This is a genomic window from Kitasatospora sp. NPDC022785, from assembly GCF_055561295.1.
This window is the reverse complement of the sequence record NZ_JBVHHB010000017.1, coordinates 90,343-113,201: the sequence shown is the minus strand read 5'-3', so window position 1 is coordinate 113,201 and position 22,859 is coordinate 90,343. Positions and strand designations below refer to the sequence as shown.

16 protein-coding genes are annotated in these 22,859 nt (G+C 74.8%); 6 read left to right on the top strand and 10 right to left on the bottom strand.

From position 1 onward, the window contains the following. Positions 1 to 88: 88 nt before the first annotated feature. The 3 genes from ACZ3YO_RS24785 to ACZ3YO_RS24775 all read right to left on the bottom strand — a co-directional run bounded on the left by ACZ3YO_RS24785 (position 89) and on the right by ACZ3YO_RS24775 (position 2,249). On the bottom strand, positions 89 to 1,003 hold the full coding sequence (locus tag ACZ3YO_RS24785; protein WP_465573068.1) for a hypothetical protein: 915 nt from the start codon (positions 1,001 to 1,003) through the stop codon (positions 89 to 91). Beyond that, complete coding sequence (locus ACZ3YO_RS24780) at positions 990 to 1,511, bottom strand: SigE family RNA polymerase sigma factor (RefSeq protein WP_465555023.1); 522 nt, start codon at positions 1,509 to 1,511, stop codon at positions 990 to 992. Before ACZ3YO_RS24780 ends, ACZ3YO_RS24785 begins: the two co-directional genes overlap by 14 nt. Before the next feature lie 507 nt (positions 1,512 to 2,018). Further along, a complete protein-coding gene (locus tag ACZ3YO_RS24775; RefSeq protein WP_465573066.1) occupies positions 2,019 to 2,249 on the bottom strand; it encodes a hypothetical protein in 231 nt (76 codons plus the stop codon). 407 nt (positions 2,250 to 2,656) lie between these two features. Here ACZ3YO_RS24775 and ACZ3YO_RS24770 point away from each other — a divergent pair, with 407 nt between their 5' ends. Next, positions 2,657 to 3,586, top strand: coding sequence for a carbohydrate kinase family protein (locus tag ACZ3YO_RS24770; RefSeq protein WP_465573064.1), 930 nt, complete (start codon positions 2,657 to 2,659; stop codon positions 3,584 to 3,586). Between the two features lie 12 nt (positions 3,587 to 3,598). On the opposite strand, the gene ACZ3YO_RS24765 is transcribed toward ACZ3YO_RS24770, so the two are convergent. Then, positions 3,599 to 4,147 carry a GNAT family N-acetyltransferase gene (locus tag ACZ3YO_RS24765; protein ID WP_465573062.1) on the bottom strand — a complete coding sequence of 183 codons (549 nt, stop codon included), beginning with the start codon at positions 4,145 to 4,147 and terminating at the stop codon, positions 3,599 to 3,601. 83 nt (positions 4,148 to 4,230) lie between these two features. Between ACZ3YO_RS24765 and ACZ3YO_RS24760 the strand changes: the two genes are divergently transcribed. After that, positions 4,231 to 4,746 (top strand): hypothetical protein, encoded by a 516-nt coding sequence (locus tag ACZ3YO_RS24760; RefSeq protein WP_465573060.1) that lies wholly within the window; start codon positions 4,231 to 4,233, stop codon positions 4,744 to 4,746. Between the two features lie 92 nt (positions 4,747 to 4,838). Next, positions 4,839 to 5,918 (top strand): polysaccharide deacetylase family protein, encoded by a 1,080-nt coding sequence (locus tag ACZ3YO_RS24755; protein ID WP_465573058.1) that lies wholly within the window; start codon positions 4,839 to 4,841, stop codon positions 5,916 to 5,918. Between the two features lie 102 nt (positions 5,919 to 6,020). On the opposite strand, the gene ACZ3YO_RS24750 is transcribed toward ACZ3YO_RS24755, so the two are convergent. Next, the gene (locus tag ACZ3YO_RS24750; RefSeq protein ID WP_331742603.1) at positions 6,021 to 6,458 is read right to left on the bottom strand and encodes a YchJ family protein; all 438 of its coding nucleotides are present in this window, start codon (positions 6,456 to 6,458) and stop codon (positions 6,021 to 6,023) included. A 385-nt stretch (positions 6,459 to 6,843) separates the two neighbouring features. Here ACZ3YO_RS24750 and ACZ3YO_RS24745 point away from each other — a divergent pair, with 385 nt between their 5' ends. Both ACZ3YO_RS24745 and ACZ3YO_RS24740 read left to right on the top strand, forming a co-directional pair. Then, on the top strand, positions 6,844 to 11,853 hold the full coding sequence (locus ACZ3YO_RS24745; RefSeq protein WP_465573055.1) for an amino acid adenylation domain-containing protein: 5,010 nt from the start codon (positions 6,844 to 6,846) through the stop codon (positions 11,851 to 11,853). Then, positions 11,850 to 17,393 carry a non-ribosomal peptide synthetase/MFS transporter gene (locus ACZ3YO_RS24740; RefSeq protein ID WP_465573053.1) on the top strand — a complete coding sequence of 1,848 codons (5,544 nt, stop codon included), beginning with the start codon at positions 11,850 to 11,852 and terminating at the stop codon, positions 17,391 to 17,393. The genes ACZ3YO_RS24745 and ACZ3YO_RS24740 overlap by 4 nt, the downstream gene beginning before the upstream one ends. 105 nt (positions 17,394 to 17,498) lie before the next feature. On the opposite strand, the gene ACZ3YO_RS24735 is transcribed toward ACZ3YO_RS24740, so the two are convergent. Further along, complete coding sequence (locus ACZ3YO_RS24735; protein WP_465573051.1) at positions 17,499 to 18,155, bottom strand: NADPH-dependent F420 reductase; 657 nt, start codon at positions 18,153 to 18,155, stop codon at positions 17,499 to 17,501. 158 nt (positions 18,156 to 18,313) lie between these two features. Here ACZ3YO_RS24735 and ACZ3YO_RS24730 point away from each other — a divergent pair, with 158 nt between their 5' ends. Then, positions 18,314 to 19,906, top strand: coding sequence for an outer membrane protein assembly factor BamB family protein (locus ACZ3YO_RS24730; protein WP_465573049.1), 1,593 nt, complete (start codon positions 18,314 to 18,316; stop codon positions 19,904 to 19,906). 2 nt (positions 19,907 to 19,908) lie between these two features. On the opposite strand, the gene ACZ3YO_RS24725 is transcribed toward ACZ3YO_RS24730, so the two are convergent. The 4 genes from ACZ3YO_RS24725 to ACZ3YO_RS24710 form a co-directional block, all read right to left on the bottom strand. Next, positions 19,909 to 20,241 (bottom strand): hypothetical protein, encoded by a 333-nt coding sequence (locus ACZ3YO_RS24725; RefSeq protein ID WP_465573047.1) that lies wholly within the window; start codon positions 20,239 to 20,241, stop codon positions 19,909 to 19,911. 103 nt (positions 20,242 to 20,344) lie between these two features. Continuing rightward, positions 20,345 to 21,013 (bottom strand): cupin domain-containing protein, encoded by a 669-nt coding sequence (locus ACZ3YO_RS24720; RefSeq protein ID WP_465573045.1) that lies wholly within the window; start codon positions 21,011 to 21,013, stop codon positions 20,345 to 20,347. A gap of 138 nt (positions 21,014 to 21,151) precedes the next feature. Next, positions 21,152 to 22,237, bottom strand: coding sequence for a polyprenyl synthetase family protein (locus ACZ3YO_RS24715; protein WP_465573043.1), 1,086 nt, complete (start codon positions 22,235 to 22,237; stop codon positions 21,152 to 21,154). Continuing rightward, the gene (locus tag ACZ3YO_RS24710; RefSeq protein WP_465573041.1) at positions 22,234 to 22,653 is read right to left on the bottom strand and encodes a hypothetical protein; all 420 of its coding nucleotides are present in this window, start codon (positions 22,651 to 22,653) and stop codon (positions 22,234 to 22,236) included. Before ACZ3YO_RS24710 ends, ACZ3YO_RS24715 begins: the two co-directional genes overlap by 4 nt. Between the last annotated feature and the right edge of the window lie 206 nt (positions 22,654 to 22,859).

Below are 22,859 nucleotides of genomic sequence, written 5' to 3'. Positions count from 1 at the left end.
CAGCCCGGCCCGGCGGGGAGGCGGTGGCGCGGGCAGGACCGGGTACGGGCACGGCGCAGCCGCCTTCGGGGGGCGGGGGATACGGCGGTCAGTCGCGGGTGCTGCCGGGGGCGGTCGGGGCGTCGCCGGTGGTGCGGACCGAGTCGAGGATGTGCTGCACCTGCTGCACGGTCTGCCCGGACGGGCGGTTGAGACAGGCGGTGAGCTCGACCACGGCCGCCGCGTTCGCAACGGCGACGATCCGGTGGCCTACCACTTCACGCGTGCCACCGCGCAGGCCGCATGACTTGTCGACGTCGGTCTCGACCATCGCGCGGCCACCGGAGAGCTTCTCGGCCGTGTCCTGGTCGCCGACCAGTGTGATCGTGACGAGCGCACCGCCGCCGGCCAGTCGGCCGACCGGCCCGCAGGAGCTCTGTTGGGGCCCGCAGGACGGTTTGGGGTCCAGCGGCTCGCTCGCCATGTACCCGGTGGAGGCGCGCGATTCGGCCGCCGGGACGGCCGTGCTCGACCAGCCGGCCGGCAGGTCGACGGTCACCCCGCCGAGGTCCGGGAACCGCAGCGGCCAGGCGCTGACCTCAGGGGCCGGGGACTCGCTCGTCGCGGCACCGGGCACGGAAGTCGGCACGGCACTGGCTACCGGGCTCGGGGCGTCCGTCGCGTGGGTCGGTGCGGGTGCCGACGGGGCTCCCGGCAGCGGCGGCGCGGTGGTCGCGGGCCGCAGGACGGTGGCCGACGGGCCGGGTGCGAGGGCAGGGGCGGCGGCCAGGGCGGCGGCGACCAGACCGGTGGTCAGCCCGGCCGCCAGCGCGGCGGTCCGCCGCCGTCGGAGGGTCCGGGCGGCGCGCTCGCGGACCCGGTCCATCCGGTCGTCGGGGGCCGGCAGGTCCGGGGCGGCCCGCTGCAACAGGACGCGCAGCTCGCGCTCCACCTCGGTGTCGACGGGCTCGTCGTGGCCCCGGCCGTACGCGTCACCGTAGCGGCCGGTGTCAGACCCGGTCACGGCGTCCTCCGTCCAGCAGCAGCTCCCGGGCGGGCAGGGTGCCGCGCAGGGCCAGCAGCGCGCGGTGCGTCTGGCTCTTCACCGTGCCCGTGGTGCAGCCCAGGGCCTCGGCCGTCTCCTCGACGCTGAGGTCCTCGAAGTAGCGCAGGACCACCACGGCCCGTTGCCGCGGTGGCAGCGCCCTGACGGCGGCGGCCACCACCTGGCCGACCACCACGTCCTCGAACGGGTCGGTGTCCGTCGGCGGTTCCGGCAGCTCGCCGTGCGGGAGCTCCCCCTGCCAGCGGCGGCGCCACCAGGAGACGTGCGAGTTCACCAGCACGCGCCGGACGTACGCCTCCGGCCGCTCGATGGAGATCTTGTCCCACTTCGGCCACACCTTGGCGAGCGCCGTCTGCAGGAGGTCCTCCGCCAGGTGCGGATCGCCGGTCAGCAGCCACGCCATGCGCAGCAGACGCGGGCTGCGGGCGGCGACGAACTCCTCGAAGTCCGGTATCGCTTCCCTCATCGTCCCGCCCCCGCCATGGTGTGCCCGTCGGTGTTCCCGTCGTCCCTGCCGCGTCCGCCGGGCGCTCCGGCTGTGCCGGCCGCGTCCTCGGTGTCGTCCGTGTTCGTCTCACGGCAGCTGAACGCGGTGGGAGCCTGCCCGGGTTGCCTGGTGGTGGCGGTTTTCTCGGGACATTCTCCGGGACGTGGCCGGTGCCCTGCCCGGGGCCTGTCCGGGGCCTGTCCGGTGTCTGTCCGGTGTCCTGACCGGGGATCCTGCGCGGGCTGCGGGCTGCGGGCTGCGGGCTGCGGGCTGCGGGCCGGGGGCCGGGGGCTGCGCCCGGGAACGGTGGACGGCCCGCGAGCCGGCCGGAACTCGGCCGGGCGGCGGGCGGGCCGTGGCACCACGATGCGCCCGGGGGCCCCACCCTCCAAGGGCGCGCGGCAGGGCGCCCTAGCGCACCGGACCGGCGCGCCGGGCGTACAACCGACAGCCCACGGCCCGGAGCGCTCGGCCGGATCGGAGGGCTCACACGGCCCGGACGCCGCCGCGGCCCGGGGGCCGCGGCGTGCGCACCGCGGCGAGCACGTCGTAGCCCGCGGTGCCGAGCGAGGGGAAGACCGGATCGCCGACACCTCCGGCATCGGCGGTGCCGGCCGTGGCGGACGCCGTGGCGGCGGGCACGGCGGTACCGAGGAGCAGCGCGGCGAGCGCGGCTGCGACGGCGAGGCCGGAACGGGGCCTGAACAGGGTGATCACCGCTTTCGAGTCGTCCTCCGCGGGCTCGTGTCGTCGGCGGCGGCGGGCCTCGGGACGGAAGGCCAGTACCGTTCTGTGATCATGTGCGTACGGATCGCAGCGGAGGGATCGGACGGTTCGGGCGGCCCGTTGTGACACGCGGCATCCCCCGGACGGACGACTGTGGTGGCCGAGCGGCTGCGGACTGTCATAGCGTTCGAAGTGCCCCGCCCCCTGACGGACGGGGCCACGGCCGTCGGAGAACCTGGCCAGGTCCGGCGGCCGTCCTTCGTGCCCGCGCCCTGCCCGGTGCCCGGAAACCCGGGCAGGGTCGCGTCCGGCAGCACTCCACCGCGTAGGCTGGTCAGCCGCAAGCACCCCGGCGCCCGCCGCTGCGCCGGTGGCCCGGACCGGCAGGAGTCGCAGCCTTGACCAGCCCCGCCCCGCACGTCCTGGTGGTCGGCGAGTGCGTCGCCGACATCGTCCGCACCGAGGGCGCCCCCGACCGGGTCCACCCCGGCGGCAGCCCCGCCAACGTCGCCTACGGGCTGGCCCGGCTCGGCCGGCCGACCACCTTGCTCACCCAGCTCGGCGCCGACCCCAACGGCCGCCTGATCCGGGCACACCTGGAATCGGCCGGGGTCACCGTGCTGGCCGACCCGGCCGAGGGCGGCCGGACGCCGTCCGCCGTGGTCCGCCTCGACGGGCACGGCCGGGCGCAGTACACCTTCGACATCGGCTGGACGCTGCCCGTCGGCGCCGCGCGCCGACTCCCCCACCAGCCGGGCCATCTGCACCTGGGGTCGATCGCCGCCGTCACCGAGCCCGGCGCCACGGCCGTTCTCGCGCTGGCCGAGCGGTGGCGCGGCCGGGCAGGCGTCAGCTACGACCCCAACGTGCGGCCCGCGCTGATGGGCGGGCACGGGCAGGCCGTCCGCCGGGTCGAGCGCTGCGTCGGGCTCAGCGACCTGGTCAAGGCCAGCGACGAGGACCTCGCCTGGCTCTACCCCGGGCAGGCCCCCGAGGACGTCGCCCGTCACTGGCTCTCGCTCGGCCCCGCCACCGTGGCGGTCACCCGCGGCGCCGACGGCGCGTTCGCGCTCACCGCCGACGGCCGGCGCGCCGATGCACCCGCGCTCCCGGTCACGGTGGCCGACACCGTCGGCGCCGGCGACTCCTTCACGGCCGCGCTCCTCCACGCCCGCCACACCGGAGCCGGCCTGGCCGAGGCGCTCACCTGGGCCGTGACCGCCGCCGCCCTGACCGTCGCACGCCCCGGCGCCGCCCCGCCCGACGCGGCCGAGCTACGCGCGGCTCTCGGCTCCGCAGCCCTGCCCGACCCCGGGCGGGTCAGCTGACCCGGGCGACGGTCATTCGGCCAGGTCGCGCCCGGTGGCCGGTGCCGTGACGTCCTTGCCGTACCAGACCTGGGCGTACGGGCCGCTGCTGTAGGCCGGTATCTCGCGGTAGCCGTGGCGGGCGTAGAGCGCACGGGCCTCGACCAGGTCGAGCCGGGTGTCGAGGACGATCCGCTCCGCACCGAGCGAGCGGGCCGCCTCGTCCACGGCGGCCAGCAGACGGCCGCCGCCACCGGTGCCTCGCAGGGCGTGCCGGACGAACACCCTGGTCAGCTCGACGGTGTCGGTGTCGCGAATGCGCAGCCCCGCACAGGAGTGTGCCTCGCCGCCGTAACGGCCGAGCAGGAACAGTCCGGTGGGCTCGGCCAGGTCGTCACTGGGCGAGTCGGCCAGGCCGGACTCGATCTCCTCGTCCGTGCAGTCGCGCCCCAGGTGAAGCCGGTAGTACCGGTTGGCGACATCGCTGTAGTACTCGCGCAGCAACGCCTGTGCCGCCGCGGAGCCCACGTCGGCCAGGGAGACGGCCCAGAGGTCAGAAGTACGCGGCGTGCTGATCGTCATGCGCGCATTATCGACGCCCTGCCACCTCGGCCGCGAGGCGTTTTCCGAGGCCGGCCCGCTGGTGCCCCGGTACCGTCCGGACGGTGAACCAACTCCCGCGCCCGGTCCTCCTGCTGGATGTCGACGGCCCGCTCAACCCGTACCACGCAGGCCCGGAGGTCCGTCCGGCAGGCTACCGCCCGCACCGGGCCGAGCCGGTGTGGGCCTGCGGGGCGGCGGTGGAGGTGTGGCTGGACGAGGCGCACGGGGAGCGCCTGCGGGCTCTGCCGTTCGACCTGGTCTGGGCGACCACCTGGCAGGACTGCGCCAACCGTTGGATCGGGCCCGTGCTCGGCCTCCCCCCGCTGCCGTTCGTCGCGCTGCCCGGCCCGGCGGTCTGGCGGCCGGACGACACCAGCCCGAAGACCTGGCCGATCGTCAGCTGGGCCGCCGGCCGCCCGTTCGCGTGGGTGGACGACGACATCGGGGAGGCGGACCGGGCGTACGTGGCCGCGCGGCACCCGGGGCCGGCGCTGCTGCACCGGGTGCATCCGGGGCGCGGGCTGGTGGAAGCCGACTTCGAGGTGCTCGCGACGTGGGCCCGGGGGCTGGGGAGGTAGGGCCGGGCGGGTGATGGGGGGATTGGCGAGCGGGTGTGTCGGGGGAGCAGTGCTCCATGGACACACCATCCGATCATCGTATTAATGGGGGCTTGAGGGAAAGTCACCGGACCGGCCGCCGGGCCGGGGCCGGTCTCCTGGCGGCGGTCTGCCTGGCCGCCGTGGTCGCCGGCTGCGCCGCTCCGGGCGGACGGGGCGGGCCGTCCTCGGGGGCCGGCGTGCGCGCCGCGCCGGCCGGGGAGGACGGGCGACAGGACGCCCATCAGGGCAAGGAACAGGGCGCGGAACGGGCCAAGGCGCAGGCCAAGGAGCAGGCCAAGGAGCAGGGCGGGCAGGCCGAGGCCGGTCCGGCGGCCGACCGTGGCGTGCCCAAGCCTCCGGCCGTGTCGCTGGCGCTGCCGGGGCTGGCCCGTGCCGAGGAGGAGAGCAGCAGCGAGGCGGTGGCCCGGCGGGAGGCGGCGGTCCGCACCCAGCTGGAGACCGCGCACCGGTGGGGGCTGGAGCAACTGCCGCCGCAGGCGCCCCGGCGGCCGGCGGTCAAGCCGGAGCTGAAGCCCGTGCAGGGGGTCAAGCTCCAGGACGGGCTGCCCCCGGTGGTGTACCGGGTCCCGACGGACGAGAAGATCGTCTTCCTGACCGTCGACGACGGGGCAGAGAAGGACCCGGACTTCTCCCGGATGGCGGACGAGCTCGGGGTACCGCTCAGTACCTTCGTCGCCGACTACCTGGCCCGCTCGGACTACGGCTACTTCCGCCGGCTCGCCGCCCAGGGCGACGCGGTCAACAACCACACCATCAACCACCGCAACCTGAAGGTGCTCGACTACGCCACGCAGCGCGACGAGATCTGCCGCCAGCAGGACCAGCTGGAGGAGCAGATCGGCACCCGTCCCCGGCTGTTCCGGCCCCCGTACGGCGAGTACAACGACGACACCCTGCGGGCCGCCGCCTCCTGCGGGATCGAGGCGGTGCCGCTCTGGAACGAGGAGGCCTTCCCGGACCACGTCGAGTACCGGTACGACGACCAGCGGCTGCACCCCGGGGACATCATCCTCACCCACTTCCGGGGCACCGACCTGTGGAATGGCACCATGCCGGACCTGCTCCGCAAGGTCGTGAACGAGGTCACCGCGCAGGGCTTCACGCTGGCCCGCCTGGACGACTACCTGTAGCGGCCGGGTGACCGTCGGCCGACGGTGAGGGCGTCAGCCGACGCTGAGGCCGTCGGTGAGGGGTCGGTCGACGGTGAGGCCGTCGGCCCGCGACGAGGGCGGTCAGTCGACGGTGAGGGCGTCGAGGTAGACCCAGGCGCCCTCGTGACGGACGAAGCGGCTGTGCTCGGTCAGGGCGCCCTCCTCCCGGCCCTCGGTGTAGTGGGCGCGGAAGGCGACCGTTCCCTCGGTGTGGAACGGGCCGCCGTCCGTGGTCGAGAGCACCTCCAGACGGACCCAGCGCAGCGCCGGGTCGAAGTCGACCGTGGCGGGCCGGGTGTCGGGGTGCCAGCTGCGGAGCAGGTAGGCCTCGTCGTGGGCGGCGAAGGCGCTGAAGCGCGAGCGCATCAGCGCCTCGGCGGTGGGCGCGGCGGCCTGGCCGCGGTGGTAGCGGCCACAGCAGTCGCCGTAGGCGGCGGGCAGGCCGCACGGGCAGGGCGAGGAGGGCAGCAGCCGGGCTGCGGGGGCGGCGGCGCGGGGCGCGGGGCGGCGTCGGGACATGGCGTCCATTCTGGCCCCTCGTTGGGGGTGCGATGGTCCGGTCCGGGCCGGGCTGCGGCGCGGGCGCCGGACAATGCGGAGGTCGACGGGCAGGGCCGCGCACGGGGCGCGTCGGTGCACGACCGCCCCTGGTCCGTTTGCTGCGAAGACGGTAGCGCCAACCGGGTTCGATGTCATGGATGCTGACAATCCGTGAGATACGACCGACGAACCGTCACGTCGCCGTACCGCTCAGCGTCGAGAGGAGAGTGATCTTTCCGGCATATCGAACGAGTGTCGGAAATGTGCTGGTCATCCGGAGACCTTTACCCCACCATCTCCGAGGGCACACCGCCCATTTCCCGCCGACCACAAGTCGGCGCAGGGCCATCCCTCAGGAGAGTTGATGAGTTCGACGGGACTTCCTCCGCTCCACCCGACCGCGTCGCCGGCCCATCTGGTCGGCGCCCAGGTCGGACGGACACCCGAGGCCATCGCCGTGATCGACGGCGAGCGGCGCCTGACCTACCGTGAACTGGCCGCCGCGGTGGACGCGATGGCGGGCCGCCTGGCCGGGGCCGGGGTGGGCGCCGAGACACTGGTGGGGGTCTGTCTCCCACGATCGGCGGACCTCGTGGTCACCCTGCTGGCAGTGCTGCGCGCAGGAGGCGCGTACGTGCCGCTGGACCCGGCGTACCCGAGGGACCGGCTGGAGCTGGTGATCGGCGACGCGCAGGCCCCCGTCGTGGTGACCGACCGGGCGCACGAGCACCTGCTGGCCGGTGCCGGCGCCACCCTGCTGTACACCGACGGAGGAAGCCCCGCAGCGCCGCTCGCCCCGGCGGCCGACGTGGCCGGTGCGGCGGACGCGCTCGCCTACGTGCTCTACACCTCCGGCTCGACCGGCCGGCCCAAGGGCGTCGCGGTGACCCGGCGCGGCGTCAACGCCATGCTCCGCTGGGCCGCCGACACCTACACTCCCGCCGACGTGGCCGGCGTGCTGTTCGGGACTTCGGTCTGCTTCGACATCTCGGTGTACGAGCTGTTCTTCCCGCTCGCCGTCGGCGGCACCGTCGTGGTGGCCGAGAACGTCCTGGCGCTGCCCGAGCTGCCCGCCCGTGAGGCCGTCACCCTGGTCAACACCGTGCCCAGCGCCATGGCCGCGCTGCTGCGCGGCGCCGGCCTGCCCGGCGGCGGGGGGCTGCCCGGCGGCGTACGCGTGGTCAACCTGGCGGGGGAGGCGCTGCCCCGCCACCTGGCCGATCAGGTCTACGCCCAGCCGCAGGTCGAGCGCCTGTACAACCTCTACGGGCCGACCGAGGACACCGTCTACTCCACCTGGTCACTGGTCGACCGCGACGACCGCGGTGAACCCGTCATCGGCCGCCCGCTGTCCGGTACCACCGGCCACGTCCTCGACGAGCGGCGGACCGCCGTGCCCGACGGCGGCATCGGCGAGCTGTACCTCTCCGGGGAGGGCCTGGCCCGCGGCTACCACCGCCGCCCGGACCTCACCGAGGAGCGCTTCGTCACCGTCGGCGGCGAGCGCTGCTACCGCACCGGGGACCTCGTTCGCCGGCTGCCGGACGGGAACCTGGAGTACCACGGCCGGGTCGACCACCAGGTGAAGGTGCGCGGCTTCCGGGTCGAGCTGGGCGAGATCGAGGCGGTGCTCGCCACCCACCCCGCCGTCGAGGCCGCCGCCGCCGTCGTCCAGCGGGACGAGGCCGGCGACTACCTGGCCGCCTTCGTCCAGCCCGGACCGGGCGCGGCCGGGCCGACCGCCGCCGAGCTGCGCGCCCACTGCGCCGCCGCGCTGCCCGGCTACATGGTGCCGCTGGCCGTCGGCGTCCTGGACCGGCTGCCGCTCACGCCCAACGGCAAGACCGACCGCCGGGCGCTGCCCCCGGCCGCCCGCAGCCGGGGCGGCGAGGAGCTGTTCGTCGCCCCGCGCACGCCCGTCGAGTCCCGGATCGCCGAGCTGTGGCGCGGCCTGCTGGGCGTCCCCGAGGTCGGCGTGCACGACGTCTTCCTCGACCTCGGCGGGCACTCCCTGCTGGCCGCCGGCCTCCTCGCCCGGATCGAGCGCGAGTACGGCACCCGCGTCCCGCTCGCCGAGTTCTTCGCCGCGCCGACCGTCGCCGCGCTCGCCGTCCGGGTCGCCAACGGCGGGGGCGGACGCCCGTCCGTCGCACCGCCGGTGCGCGAGGCCGGACTGCCCGCCCGCGCCACCGCCTTCCAGCGGGAGCTCTGGCTGCACGAGTCCGTCCAGCCCGGCAGCCCGCTCTACAACGTGCCGCTGCGGATTCGTGCCACCGGCGAGCTGGACCTCGCCGCACTCGGCCGGGCCCTGACCGAGGTGGTCCGCCGGCACGAGGTGCTGCGCACGGCGCTGGCCGGCCGGGACGGCGAGGTGGTCGCGGACGTCCGCCCGCCGTACCCCGTCGAGATCCCGCTGCTCGACCTCACGGGAGCCGGGGAGGAGGAGCTGGACGCCGCCCTGCGCACCGAGGCCGCCCGGCCGCTCGACCTTGCCGGGGGCCGGCTGCTGCGCGCCCTCGCCCTGCGGACCGGCGACGGCCGGCACGAGCTGCTGTTCACCGTCCACCACGCCGCGATGGACGGCTGGGCCGCCGGCCTGTTCCTCGCCGAGCTGGGACGTGCCTACCAGGACGGTGAACTCGCCGAGCCCGCACTGCAGTTGTCGGATGTCGCCCGCTGGGAGGAACGCGCCGACGCCGCTGCCCGGGAGGACGCGCTGCGCTGGGGCGAGGGGCTGCTCGGGCTGGACGCCGAACAGCACCTGCCCGGCGACCGTCCGCACCCCGACCCGCACGACACCGCCGGCCGCCGGATCGCCCGTCGGCTCGACGCCGGGTCGGTCCGCTCGGCGGAGCGCTGGGCCGCCCAGGAAGGCGCCAGCCTCTACATGGCGGTGCTGGCCGCGCTCGGCGGGGTGCTGCACCGCTACACCGGCCGCACCGACCTCGCCGTGCTCAGCCCGTTCGCGGTCCGGCCCGTCCCCGAGCTGGAGCAGGTGCTCGGCTCGCTGATCAACACCGTCGCCCTGCGCTTCGACGCGGCCGACGGCGACACCTTCCGCCAACTGGTCGCCCGGGTGCGCCCGGTGGTGCTGGACGCCGCCGAGCACAGCGGTTACCCGTTCCTCGAGCACGCCCGCCGAGCCGGCAGCTCGGCCGGGCTGACCGCCTCGCCGATCGCCCAGGTGCTGCTCGCGGTCCAGAACCACCCGGTGGCAGGTGTGGAACTCCCGGGCCTCGACCTGGAGTTCGTCGCGGAGGTGTGCAACGGCAGGGCCAAGACCGACCTCTCGCTGTTCCTGGAGTTCCCGGCCGAGGGACCGCTGCTCTCCGCGGAGTACCGCACCTCGCGCTACGACGAGCGGTCGGTGCGGGCCGTGCTCGACCACCTGGTGGCGTTGCTCGCCGCCGCCGTGGCCGAACCGGACCGCCCGATCGGCGAGTTGGCGATGCTCTCGGCCGCCGAGCTCGCCGCCCAGGAGACAGGACAGCGGACCGCGGCGCCGGTCCCCGACGCCCGGCTGCACGAACTGGTCGCCGCGCAGGCCGCCCGAACCCCGGAGGCGGTCGCCGTCTCCGCCGCCGACGGCGTCCTCGACTACGCCGGACTCGACGCCACCGCCGGCCGGTTGGCGCACCTGCTGGCCGAATGCGGGGCCGGCCCGGGCACGCTGGTCGCGGTCGCCGTCCGGCGCGGCCGGCTGCTGCCCGCCGCCCTGCTCGGCGTGCTCCGCAGCGGCGCCGCCTACCTGCCGATCGACGTCGACCAGCCGACTGCCCGCAACCACGCGATGCTGGAGGATGCCGGCGTCACCCTGGTGCTCGCCGAACGTGCCACCTCTGCCGACGAGATGCTCGAAGGCCGGGCCGTCGTCCTGGCCGACGGACCGGAGGCCGCCGCGGCCCCGCAGGCCCCGGCCGTCGCCGTCGGCCCGGAGGACCGCGCCTATCTGCTCTACACCTCCGGCTCCACCGGCCGCCCCAAGGGCGTCGCCGTGCCGCACCGGGCGATCGTCAACTTCCTCACCTCGATGGGCCGCGAACCCGGCCTCACCGAGCAGGACGTGATGGCCGCCGTCACCACCGTCACCTTCGACATCGCCGGGCTCGAACTCTGGCTGCCACTGGTCACCGGTGCGCGGGTGGAGATCGCCGGCCGCGCCACCGCGACCGACGGCCACGCCCTGGCCGGCTGGCTGGAGCAGCGCGGGATCACCCACCTCCAGGCCACCCCCGCCACCTGGCGGATGCTTCTGGAGGCCGACTGGCCCGGCCGCCCCGGCCTGACCGGTCTCTGCGGCGGCGAGGCGCTCACCGCCGACCTCGCCGAGGCGCTGCTCAAGCGCACCGGCGAGCTGTGGAACCTGTACGGGCCGACCGAGACCACCGTCTGGTCCACCGTCCAACGGGTGACCCCCGAACTCGCCGCCCACGGCGGGGTGGTGGCACTCGGCTCGCCCGTCGCCAACACCCGGCTGCACCTGCTCGACGTCTCCGGCCGGCCCGTCCCGGTCAACGGCATCGGCGAGCTCTGCATCGCCGGTGACGGCGTCGCGCTCGGCTACCACGGCCGCCCCGACCTCACCGCCGAGCGGTTCGTCCCCGAGCCCGGCGGCCGCGACGGTGCGCCGATGTACCGCACCGGCGACCTCGCCTGCCGCCGCGCCGACGGCCGGCTGGAGTACCACGGCCGCACCGACGCCCAGGTCAAGCTGCGCGGCTTCCGGATCGAACTGGGCGAGATCGAGGCCGCGCTCACCGCCGTCCCAGGCGTCACGGCGGGCGCCGCCCGCCTCGCCGGCACCCCGGCCGGGCCCGTCCTCGCCGGGTACGCAGTCACCGACGGCACCCTCACCGAGGACACGCTGCGCACCGCCCTCGCCGAGCGGCTGCCCGACTACATGGTGCCCGCCGCGCTCGTCCTGCTCGACGCGCTGCCGCTGACGCCCGCCGGCAAGGTCGACCGGGCCGCGCTGCCCGCGCCGCAGCTCGGCGGTGCCGGCGCGCCGCCCGAGGGCGACTGCGAGGAGCTGCTCGCCGACCTCTGGCAGGAGGTCCTCGGCCTGGAACAGGTCTCCCGGCACGACGACTTCTTCGTGCTCGGCGGCCATTCCCTGCTCGCCACCCGCCTGACCGCCCGGATCCGCGACACCTTCGAGACCGACCTGCCCATGCGCACCGTCTTCGAGGCCCGCACCCTGGCCGCGATGGCCCGCCGGATAGAGGACCAACTGCTGGACGAACTGGACGAGTTCGGTGACCAGGACGAGTGCGGTGCCCCGGACGGACCCGCGGGCGACGCGAGCGGCATGAACGGCACGAACGACACGGGTGGCACGGGCAACGCCGCCGCCCGGACGGGGGAGAACGCATGACCGACCAGCCCACCACCGGGACCCGACCGGACCAGGACGAGAGACGCCAGGAACTGCTCCGCCGCCGGCTCGCCAAGGCCAAGGCCGCGAAGGCCGCCAGGGACGCCGGAGCCGAGGCCGGAGCGGACACCGGAGTCACCCGGCACGGCATCACACGCCGCCCCGAGGGCACCCCGGCGCCGCTCTCCTCCGCCCAACGCCGGATGTGGTTCCTCGCCCAGTACGAGCCCGACAGCGCCGCGTACCACATCCCCCTCGCCCTGCACCTCGACGGCGAGCCCGACCCCGCCGTCCTCGGCGCCGCGCTCACCGACGTGCTCGACCGGCACGAGGTGCTGCGCACCGTCTACCCGGCCGCCGGCGGGGAGGTCGGACCGGAGACCAGGGACGCGGCCGCGTTCACCCTCGCCACCGCCGACGTTCCCGCCGGCCGGGTGGACGCCGCACTGGAGGCCGAGGCCCGACGGCCGTTCGACCTCGCCGCCGACCTGCCGCTGCGCGCCGTGCTGCTGCGCACCGGCGACGGCGGCAGCGTGCTCAGCCTGGTGCTGCACCACATCGCCGCCGACGGCTGGTCCATCGGCGTCCTCTTCGCCGACCTCGCCACCGCGTACACGGCTCGTCGCGAGGGCCGCGCGCCCGTCTTCGCGCCGCTGCCCGTCCAGTACGCCGACGTCGCGCACTGGCAGCAGACCGAACTCGCCGAGGAGCTGACCCGGCAGGAAGCCTGGTGGCAGGAGCGGCTGCGGGGCGCCACCGCCACCGTCACCGTGCCCACCGACCGGCCCCGCCCCGCCGTGGCCGGCACCCGCGGCGAGCGGATCACCGTCGGGTTCGGCGCCGGGCGCAGCCGGCTGATCCGGGCTCTCGCCGAGCAGACCGGCACCACCACGTACATGGTCCTGCTGGCCGCCCTGCAGACCGTGCTCTCCCGCTACACCGGTGCGGAGGACGTGGTGGTCGGCACGCCGGTCGCCGGTCGCACCCGCAGCGAGACCGAGCCGCTGGTCGGCTGCTTCGTCAACACCCTCGCGATGCGCACCGACCTCTCCGGCGACCCGACCGTCCGGCAGCTGCTGGAGCGCGTCCGCGAGGGTACGCTCGGCGCCTTCGGCCACCAGGACCTGCCGTTCGAGCGGCTGATCGACGCACTCGGCCTGGAACGCGAGCTCGCGCACACCCCGCTCTTCCAGGTCATGCTCAACGTGCACAACCAGGCCGAGGCCACCCTCGACCTGCCCGGGCTGAAGGCCGACTGGCAGCCCGTCGGCACCGACACCGCCAAGTTCGACCTCGCCGTCGCCGTCGTCGACCAGGGCGGCGACCTCACCGCCGACCTCGTCTGGCGCACCGAGCTCTACGACGAGCCGACCGTCCGCCGCGTCTTCGGCCACCTCACCACGGTGCTCGACGCGATGGCCGACGGCCCGGACCGCCCCCTCGCGGGTCTGCCGCTGCTCACCCCCGCCGAGGAGCGCCGGCTCGCCGGGTGGGACGACACCCTGCGCGGCTGGGACCTCGGCGGCACCCTGCACGGCCTGGTCGAGGAGCAGGCCGGCCGGACCCCTGACGCGCCGGCCGTCCGCGGCGCCGACGGTGTGCTGACCTACGCCGAACTCGACCGGCGGGCCAACGCGCTGGCCCACCGGCTGCGCGCGCTCGGGGTCGGCCCGGACCGCCCGGTCGGCCTGCTGGTCGAGCGTTCGGCCGCGCTGGTCGTCGGCATGCTCGGCATCCTCAAGGCGGGCGGCGCCTACCTGCCGCTCGACCCGGTCTACCCGGACGGCCGGATCCGCGCCCTGCTCACCGCCGCGGAGGCGGTTGCCGTCGTCACCACCGAAGACCTGGCCGACCGTGCCGGAGGCCCGCCGGTCGTGGTCCTGGACGGTTCGGTCCGCACGGACGCCCCCGCGGTGGACGTCCGCCCGGAGCATCTCTGCTACCTGGTCTTCACCTCCGGCTCCACCGGCACCCCCAAGGGCGTCGCCGTCGAGCACCGCAACTACCGCAACTACCTGCACGGCCTGCGCGAGCGGATCGGCGGCGACCAGCAGGGCTGGAACTGGGCGCTGGTCTCCACCTTCGCCGCCGACCTCGGCACCACCAACGTGTTCGGCGCGCTCACCGCCGGGGGCTGCCTGCACCTGCTCACCCGCGACCAGTCCACCGACCCGGACGCCTTCGCCGCCTACGCGGCCGAGCACCGGATCGACGCGATGAAGCTGGTCCCCAGCCACCTGGAGGGCCTCGCCGCCCACGGCGCCGGCCTCGGCGGGATCCTGCCCGCCCGGCTGCTGATCTGCGCCGGCGAGGCCCTGCGGCCGGACCTCGTCGCCCGGATCCGCGCGGCCCGGCCCGAGCTGCTGCTGCACAACCACTACGGACCGACCGAGACCACCGTCTCCATGCTCGGCGCCGCCGTTCCGGCCGATCTCGGGGACGCGGTGACCGCGCCGCTCGGCCTGCCGTTCGGCAACACCCGCGCGCACGTCCTGGACGCCCGGCAGCGCCCGGTGCCGGTCGGTGTCCCCGGCGAGCTGTACGTCTCGGGCGGCGGTGTCGCCCGCGGCTACCTCGGCCGCGACGACCTCACCGCCGAGCGGTTCGCCCCCGTCGGCGGCCGGCGGGCCTACCGCACCGGCGACCTGGTCCGCCGCCGGCCGGACGGCGCGATCGAGTTCCTCGGCCGGGTCGACCACCAGGTTAAGATCCGCGGCTTCCGGGTCGAGATCGGCGAGGTGGAAGCAGAGCTGACGAGCCGGCCGGAGATCCGCGAGGCGGTGGTGGTCGCGCGCGGCGAGGGCGCGGCCCGCACCCTGGCCGGGTACCTGGTACCGGCCGACCCGGCCGCCGCCCCCGACCCGGGCGCGCTCCGCGCCGAGCTGCGCACCCGGCTGCCCGACTACATGGTGCCCGCCGCCCTGGTCGTACTGGAGGCGCTGCCGCTGAACGCCAACGGCAAGGTCGACCGGGCCGCGCTGCCCGAGCCTGCCGCCACCCGGCCGGCCCAGGACGGCGGCGAGCCGGAGACGGCGACCGAGCACGAGGTGGCCGCCGCCTACCGGCAGGTCCTGGTCGCGGACGGGATCGGCGCGACGGACGACTTCTTCGCGCTCGGCGGCGACTCCTTCTCCGCCGTGCACGCCGTCCGGCTGATCGGCCGCGGGCTGTCGGTGATCGACCTCTTCCAGCACCCCACCGTCCGCGAACTCGCCGCCCTGCTCGACGCCCGGGCCGGCGGCACCGCGGACGAGGGCCCGCGCACCCTGCTGCACAAGCTCACCCGCGGCGCCGCGCCCGCGGAGGTGAACGTCGTCTGCGTCCCCTACGGCGGCGGCAGCCCGATCACCTTCCAGCCCCTCGCCGACGCACTGCCGCGCGGCCACCGCCTCTACGCCGTCGAACTGCCCGGCCACGACCCGAGCCGCCCCGACGACGAACTGGCCGGGCTCGAAGGCCTGGCCGACCGGTTGACCGAGCAGATCACCGAGCGGATCGACGGCCCGGTGGTGCTCTACGGCCACTGCCTCGGCGGCGCGCTCGCCACCGCCCTCGGCTCCAGGCTGGAGGCGGCCGGCGTCGACCTGCGCGGCGTCGCCCTCGGCGGGACCTTCCCCGCGGCCCGGCTCCCCGGCAGGTTCGCCGAGTGGATGGCCAGACGTCTGCCCGGCGACCGGATGCTCTCCAACCGCTCCTACCTCGACTACCTGCGCGCGATGGGCGGCTTCACCGACGTCTACGACCAGGACGAACAGGACTTCCTGGTCCGGGCGTTGCGCCACGACGTTCGGCAGGCCGAGGACTTCTACACCCGGGCGTACGGGGACGCCCGCCCGGCGCGGATCGCGGCCCCGATCCTGTGCGTGGTCGGCGAGAAGGACCGCGCCACCCAGCTGTACGAGGAGCGCTACGCCGAGTGGGAGCACTTCGGCGACACCGTCGACCTGGCGGTGATCCCGCGTGCCGGGCACTACTTCCTCAAGCATCAAGCGGACGAACTCGCGCGGGTGATAGCCGAGTTCACCGCGACCGGCAGGGTGGCCGGCCAGGTGGCGGCCAAGCGTCCGGCGGCCCGGGCCGAGCTGGCCACCTTCGCCAAGGTGGCGATCGGGCAGTTCGTCTCGATGATCGGCACCAGCCTGTCCACCTTCGCCCTCGGCGTCTGGGTGTACCAACAGACGGGCTCCGCCTTCGATTTCGCGATGATCTCGGTGGTCGCGGTGCTGCCGGCCGTCCTGCTGCTGCCGGTCGCGGGTGCGCTCGCCGACCGGGTGGACCGCCGGAAGATCATGATCGTCACGGACACCGTGGCCGCGGCCGGCATGCTCGTGCTCGGCGGGCTGCTCTGGGCCGGGCTGCTGGAGGTCTGGCACATCTACCTGGTGGCCTGCACCGGCGCGGTGTGCTCGGCCTTTCAGCGCCCAGCCTACCTGGCCGCGATCACCCAGCTGGTGCCCAAACGCTACCTCGGACAGGCCAACGGGCTGGCCCAACTCGGCACCGGAGCAGGCGACATGATGGCCGTCCTGGCCGGCGGCGTACTGGTCTCGCTGATCGGCCTGCACGGCGTGGTGCTCTTCGACATGGCGACCTTCCTGACCGGCGTCACCTGCCTGCTGCTGGTCCGCTTCCCGGACGCGATGTTCGACAAGCAGGAGGAGCCGCTGCTGCGCGAGGTGGTCACCGGCTGGCGCTACATCGTGCGCCGGCACAGCCTGGTGGCGATGGTGGTCTTCTTCGTGGTGTTCAACTACCTCTTCGCCGTCGCGACCGTGCTGGTCACGCCGATGGTGCTGGCGGGCGGCTCGGCCGTGCAGCTCGGGGTGGTCACCGCGGTGGGCGGCGTCGGCGCGATGACCGGCGCCCTGGTGATGGCCCTCTGGGGCGGCACCCGGCGGCGCGCGACCGGCATGATCGGCTTCACCTCGGTGGTCGGCCTGGCCGCGATCGTCACCGGTGCCCGGCCCCAGGCCGCGCTCACCGCCTGCGGGCTCTTCGTCCTCTGGGCGGCACTGATGATCCTCAACTCGCACTGGATGGCGCTGATCCAGACCAAGGTCGGGATGGAGCTCCAGGGCCGCGTACTGGCCACCAACCAGATGCTGGCGATGTCGATGATGCCGCTCGGCTTCCTCACCGCCGGCCCGCTCTCCGACCACGTCTTCGAACCGCTGATGCGGCCCGGCGGCGCGCTCGCCGACTCGGTCGGCCTGGTGCTCGGCACCGGGCCGGGCCGCGGCGCCGGACTGCTGCTCGTCCTGGTCGGCGCGGTGCTGGCGGTCTGGGGCCTGCTCGGCCTCGCCTACCGGCCGCTGCGGCTGATCGAGGACCTGCTGCCGGATGCGCTGCCGGACGCCGAGATCGGCGACAAGGACGCCATCCAGGCGGCGGCCGACCGGCAGCTGTCGCTCGCCCGGGCCGCCCGGCCGGGTGGCACCGGCCGCGCCGCCGTCCCGCGCCCGGCCCGGGACGGCGCCGCCCCCGAACCGGTCGAGGACGAGCCCGCCGCGCGGGTGCCCGCCGGCACCGGGCCGCGGTAGGCCGCGCCCCTGGTGGGCCGTGCCTCCGATGGGCCGGGCCCCTGTAGGCCGCGTCCCCGTCCCTTCCGTGCAGCGGAAGGGACGGGGACGCTCCCGTCGGGGCGGCTACTGCGCGCGCTTGAGGGAGTAGTTGAAGTCGGTCGTGCCGAAGGTGCGCATCAGCTGGATCCAGAACGGCATCAGCATCTCCATGCCCCGCGCGGACGAGATCCCGCCGAGGTCCAGGACCGACCCGGCCGGCCAGCCGAACTCGCCCAGCAGCGCCACCACTTCGGCCTTCGCACCGGCGTCGTCCCCGGCCACGAACAGGTTGTGCTCGCCCGGCACCCGGCCCGGGTCGACCATCACCGGCGCGGACAGCGTGTTCAGCGCCTTCACCACCCGGGCGTCCGGGAACTCCCGCTGGATCTGCTCGCCCACGCTGTCGGTGTTCACCGGGTCCAGCGTCGCTGCGCCCTCGGCGGAGAAGACCAGCGGGTTGGAGATGTCGACCAGCACCTTGCCGGCCAGCCGCTCGGCGCCCGCCGCCCGCAGAGCCGCCAGCGAGACCGTCCCCGCGGTGGCGTTCAGCACCACCTCACCGAACGCGGCCGCGTCGGCGAAGGTGCCGTGGTGCCCGTTCGGGCCCGCCTTCGCGGCCCAGGCGACCGCCTTCTCGTTGTCCTTGGTCCGCGAGCCCAGCGTCACCTCGTGGCCGAGCGCCACCAGCTTGTCCGCGAGCGTCTGCCCGACCGTGCCCGTGCCGATGATTCCGAATCGCACCGCTTCTCCGCCCTCTCCCGTCGCACGCCCGGTGGCGCGCGCCGCGACGACCATAGATCAACCTGCCCCGCCCGGAGGACGGAACGCGGCGAACGGCCTACCGCCGACTGGACCACCTCCGCTGGTGGCCCCGCGCCTGACGCCGAACCATGGGCGCCATGAACCGAACCAACAGACGGTCCGCCAGGGCCGCCGCGGTACTCGCAGGCCTCACCCTGCTGGCCCCTGCGGCCGCCGCCCGCGCCGACGTCACCACCGTCTCCGTCACCACCGAACGGACCGCCTGGGACCGCGACGAACCCGGGCTCGGCCCCGAGGAGGTCGCCAAGTCCGACTTCGGCGTCCGCTTCTCCACCCCGCTCGACGGCCAGGTCTTCGCCCAGCCGCTGGTCATCGGCCCGACCGTGGTCGTCGCCACCGAGACCAACCACGTCTACGGGATCAGCGCCAACACCGGGAAGATCACCTGGCACCGTGAGATGGGCCCGGCCTGGCCGTCCGCCGCCATCGGCTGCTCCGACCCCGGCCCCAACGTCGGCACCACCTCCACCCCGGTGTACGACCCGGCCACCGGCACCGTCTACCTCACCAGCAAGGTCAACGACGGCCCCGACGACAAGCACCCGCACTACTACGTGCACGCCGTCGACGCCCAGAGCGGCGCCGAGCGCAGCGGCTGGCCGGTCACCGTCCAGGGCGACCCGGTCAACGCCCCCGGAAAGCCGTTCAGCGCCTACCGCTCGCTCCAGCGCCCCGGGCTGCTCCTCCTCGACGGGCACATCTACTTCGGCTTCGGCTCGCTCTGCGGCATCGGCGACTACATCGGCACCCTGGCCGGCCTCGACACCGGCACCCGCAAACTCACCCTCTGGTCCACGGTGGCCGGCTCCGACACCCAGCGGGCCTCCATCTGGATGGCCGGCAGCGGCCTCGTCTCCGACGGCCCCGGCCGGATCATCCTCAGCACCGCCAATGGCCAGGGCGCCGGCGCCTCACCCGCCCAGGGGCCCGGCAGCAAACCGCCCGGCGGCCTCGGCGAGTCGGTGATCCGCTTCGCCGTCAACGGCGACGGAACCTTCACCCCGAAGGACTTCTTCAGCCCCACCAACAACACCACCCTCGACAAGAAGGACACCGACCTCGGGTCCGGCGGCCCGGTCGCCCTCCCCGCCGACGTCTTCGGCACCCCCGCGCACCCCCGGCTCCTCGTCCAGGTCGGCAAGGACGGCCGGATCTTCCTGCTCGACCGCGACGACCTCGGCGGCATGGGCCAGGGCCCCGGCGGCACCGACAAGGCCGTCGGCATCACCGGCCCCCACGGCGGCGTCTGGGGCCACCCCGCCGTCTGGGGCGGCGACGGCGGCTACGTCTACACCGTCGAGAACTACGGCAAGCTCCGCGCCCTCAAGTACTCCGTCTCCGCCTCCGGCACCCCGCAGCTGACCACCGCCGGCACCAGCGCCGAGGACTTCCTCAAGATGTCCGGCTCACCCGTCGTCACCTCCGACGGCACCCGCACCGGCTCCGCCCTGGTCTGGGTGATCTGGTCCGGCACCGGCCAGTACGGCGAGGGCGGCGAACTGCGCGCCTACGACCCCGTCCCGGTGGGCGGCACGCTCAAGCTGCGCCGGTCCTTCCCGCTCGGCACGGTCAGCAAGTTCTCCGTGCCGGCCACCGACAAGGGCCGGATCTACGTCGGCACCAAGGACCACCGCCTGGTCGCCCTCGGCCGCCCCTCGGCGTTCGCCTGACCTCATGCCCCGGGGTGGGTGCCGACCATCGTGAGCACGGCCAGCCCCAGGGTCGCGCCCGGCGTCAGCGCGGCCCACACCCGCGCGGGCGACGCGAGGTAGGCCACCGGCCACTGCACCACGACCAGCACCAGGACGGCCTGCAACAGGTGGTCGGCGAAGGCCAGTTGGGCGTAGGTGGAGGGGCAGGAGCCGGGCCCGTCGCACGGGTCGGTGGCCATCTCCGCGAGCCCGCGCAGGCCGCACGCGACCGGCAGGCAGAGCCCCGTCACCAGGGTGGAGATCATCGGCGCGCGCCACCAGTTCTCGTGGCGCCGGAAGGCGGTCTTGGTCATGCACCGATCCTCGCCGCCCGGCGCCGCGGAGATCAGCGGACGGATACTCAGTTCCGGGGGTGCGAAGTACTCAGACGGGTGGGTGCGTCGCAGTGCGGGCAGATCATCGCGGTGTCTCCAGCGTCGCGGCGAAGCGACGCAGCCGGGCGGCCAGCCGCTCTCTCGGGCTGACCGTACCCACGCGCTGGTTCCGTTCCACTTCCCTTAGGGCGGAGGCCAGTTGGGCGTCGTCGCGGCGCTCGGCCTCGGCCGCGGTGATCGCGTAGTCCTCGTGGTCGATGCCGAACCCGGTGTTGGCGGCCAGGATGTTGAGCGGCCCGGCGCCCCGGTTGGCGAAGGAGTGCGGCATCAGCTCCGGTATGCGGATCAGCAGCCCGGGCGTGAGCGGCACGTCCACGACCCGGCGGTGCTCGGAGTCGTACAGCCCGCAGGAGGCGTGACCCAGGCTCAGCACCAGGTGCTCGCCGCCGTGCGCGTGCGGGGTGAACGCGCTGTGCGGGGCGACGATGCCGAGCTTGTAGGTGGCGTTGGAGGGCCGCTCGGGCGAGGTCTTGGCGTCACCGACCAGGTAGTGAGCGAACTGGCCCTCGTCGATGAACCGCAACAGCTCCTCGCCGGCCACGCCGTGCGCGCTGCCGGGCCCCAGCTCCCGGGCGCCGTCCCGGTCGGCGACCAGGACGTGGCCGTCCGGCCGCAACTGGTACACGTCCACCCCGGCGGGCAGCGGGCGGGCCAGCCGCTCCAGCCCGCGCAGCCCGGATCGTACGGACATCGGCCACCCCCATGCTCCGCCCCGGCGACGTCATCCCCGGTGACGCCGGCCACTCCACGACCGGTTCCCGGTCCGCAGTCGTGGATCTTAGGGCTTGCCCGGAGCGCACCGGGTGAACATGGGGGGTACGCCCGGGGCTCATCGCCCCCGGGCCACCACGAAGCCGGGCAGGGCGAGCAGGAACTCCCGGGCCTCCGCGGCCTCCTCGGACGGTCCGTCCGGCGGCGGGGCGGCCGCCAGCACCTCCGCGATCTCCCGCTCAGCGGCGGCGACCAGACCGGCGGCGGCCTCGCGGGCGCTCTCCACGCAGCCGTACGCGGCCATCCGGTCGAGCAGCCAGCGGACGTCCTCCGCCGCGCCGAGGCCGCGCTGGGCCCGGGTGCCGTGCAGGTAGCGCTCGGTGCGGGCGCGTTCGGCCGGGGTGCAGCGCTCCAGCAGGTGGATCAGCAGCAGCGTGCGCTTGCCCTCCCAGAGGTCCCCGGCGATCTCCTTGCCGTAGTCGGCCAGCGTGCCGACCAGGTTGAGCACGTCGTCCTGGATCTGGTAGGCGGCGCCCAGGTACCAGCCGAACCGGTCCAGCCGGTTGGCGTCGGTGCCCGCGCCCTCGGCGACCAGCAGGCCGCTTCGGCACGGGTAGAGGAAGGTGTACCAGGACGTCTTCTTGAGGCACATCCGGTAGTAGTCGGCGGGCACCAGTTCGCAGGCGTTGTCGCGGATCCAGGCGATCTCCAGCGCCTGGCCCTCCAGCGACTGGCGGCACATCAGCTCGGTCTCCTCGAAGAGCCGCCAGGCCAGCCCGCCGCCCAGCTCCCGCCGGTTGGCCATCAGCCGCTGGAGCCCGAGCAGGTTGGTGGCGTTGCCGACGTTCAGCGCGACCTCGACACCGTAGGCGGCGGAGAGCGTGGGCTCGCCGCGGCGCAGCTCGCTGCCGTCCTGGATGTCGTCGTGGATCAGGAACCCGTTGTGGAAGAGCTCGACCGTCACCGCCGGGTTGAGCGCGCGCTCCGGGCGGCCGCCGAACGCGGCACAGGTGGCCAGGCAGAGCGCGGCCCGCAGCCCCTTGCACGGCCGGGCCGGGTAGTCGGCGGCCAGCTCGTAGAGGTACGGCGGGCTCTGCTCCGGGATGTGGCGCAGCAGCGCCGTCACCGTCCGCGCCCGGTACCGGTCCAGCACCCGCTCGACCAGCTGCTCCCCGCCGGGGAGCGGTGGCGCCGCGGCCGTCACCCCTGGTGGCCTTCGGCCCCGCCGGGGCGCTGGGCCGGGCTCTGCTGCGGGCCGAAGGTGTTCTGCATCGACCGGTTGGCGAAGCCCGGGGCGAGGGTGCTCAGGTTGAGCAGCAGGTCGAGGACGTCGTGCGCGTTGGCGGCCAGCCGCTGGGTGTGCTCGGCGGCCTCGCCGGAGGTGTTGCCGAGCAGCCGGTCGCTGACGGCGTCGATCAGCTCGTGGGTGTTCTCCGACACGCGCTGCACCAGCCGGCCGAACTCGTCCGGGTCGACGCGGTGTTCTCCGGTGAGCCGGTCACCGGCCGCCTTGGCGTCCGTCAGCCCGGCGGCGAGCTCGCGCTCCAACACCGCGGCCGCCTCCATGACCGCCCGCGAGCCCTGCTCGCCGACATCGCTGAACCGACCGGCGTCGGGCATGGCAGACCTCCTGGTTCGAGCCCCGGACGGACCGGGGCGGGCCGGACCGGCGGCCGGGCAGAGGGCCGCCTAGATCGCCGATCGTACAGGCGTGTGTGCGGAGCGTGCCGATGGCCTTTCCGGGTGTCACCGGTCTGGCGGGGCGCTCGCCGCGCCGCGGGCGCTCCCTGTCGGCGCAGTGCGCCGGGCCACCCACCCGTGCACCC

What these genes read in the sequence shown, in the direction of transcription:
- ACZ3YO_RS24740 (WP_465573053.1), top strand. Translation starts at nt 11,850, where the DNA reads ATGACCGACCAGCCCACCACCGGGACCCGACCGGACCAGGACGAGAGA.
- ACZ3YO_RS24780 (WP_465555023.1), bottom strand. Translation starts at nt 1,511, where the DNA reads ATGAGGGAAGCGATACCGGACTTCGAGGAGTTCGTCGCCGCCCGCAGC.
- ACZ3YO_RS24765 (WP_465573062.1), bottom strand. Translation starts at nt 4,147, where the DNA reads ATGACGATCAGCACGCCGCGTACTTCTGACCTCTGGGCCGTCTCCCTG.
- ACZ3YO_RS24720 (WP_465573045.1), bottom strand. Translation starts at nt 21,013, where the DNA reads ATGTCCGTACGATCCGGGCTGCGCGGGCTGGAGCGGCTGGCCCGCCCG.
- ACZ3YO_RS24725 (WP_465573047.1), bottom strand. Translation starts at nt 20,241, where the DNA reads ATGACCAAGACCGCCTTCCGGCGCCACGAGAACTGGTGGCGCGCGCCG.
- ACZ3YO_RS24750 (WP_331742603.1), bottom strand. Translation starts at nt 6,458, where the DNA reads ATGTCCCGACGCCGCCCCGCGCCCCGCGCCGCCGCCCCCGCAGCCCGG.
- ACZ3YO_RS24730 (WP_465573049.1), top strand. Translation starts at nt 18,314, where the DNA reads ATGAACCGAACCAACAGACGGTCCGCCAGGGCCGCCGCGGTACTCGCA.
- ACZ3YO_RS24745 (WP_465573055.1), top strand. Translation starts at nt 6,844, where the DNA reads ATGAGTTCGACGGGACTTCCTCCGCTCCACCCGACCGCGTCGCCGGCC.
- ACZ3YO_RS24710 (WP_465573041.1), bottom strand. Translation starts at nt 22,653, where the DNA reads ATGCCCGACGCCGGTCGGTTCAGCGATGTCGGCGAGCAGGGCTCGCGG.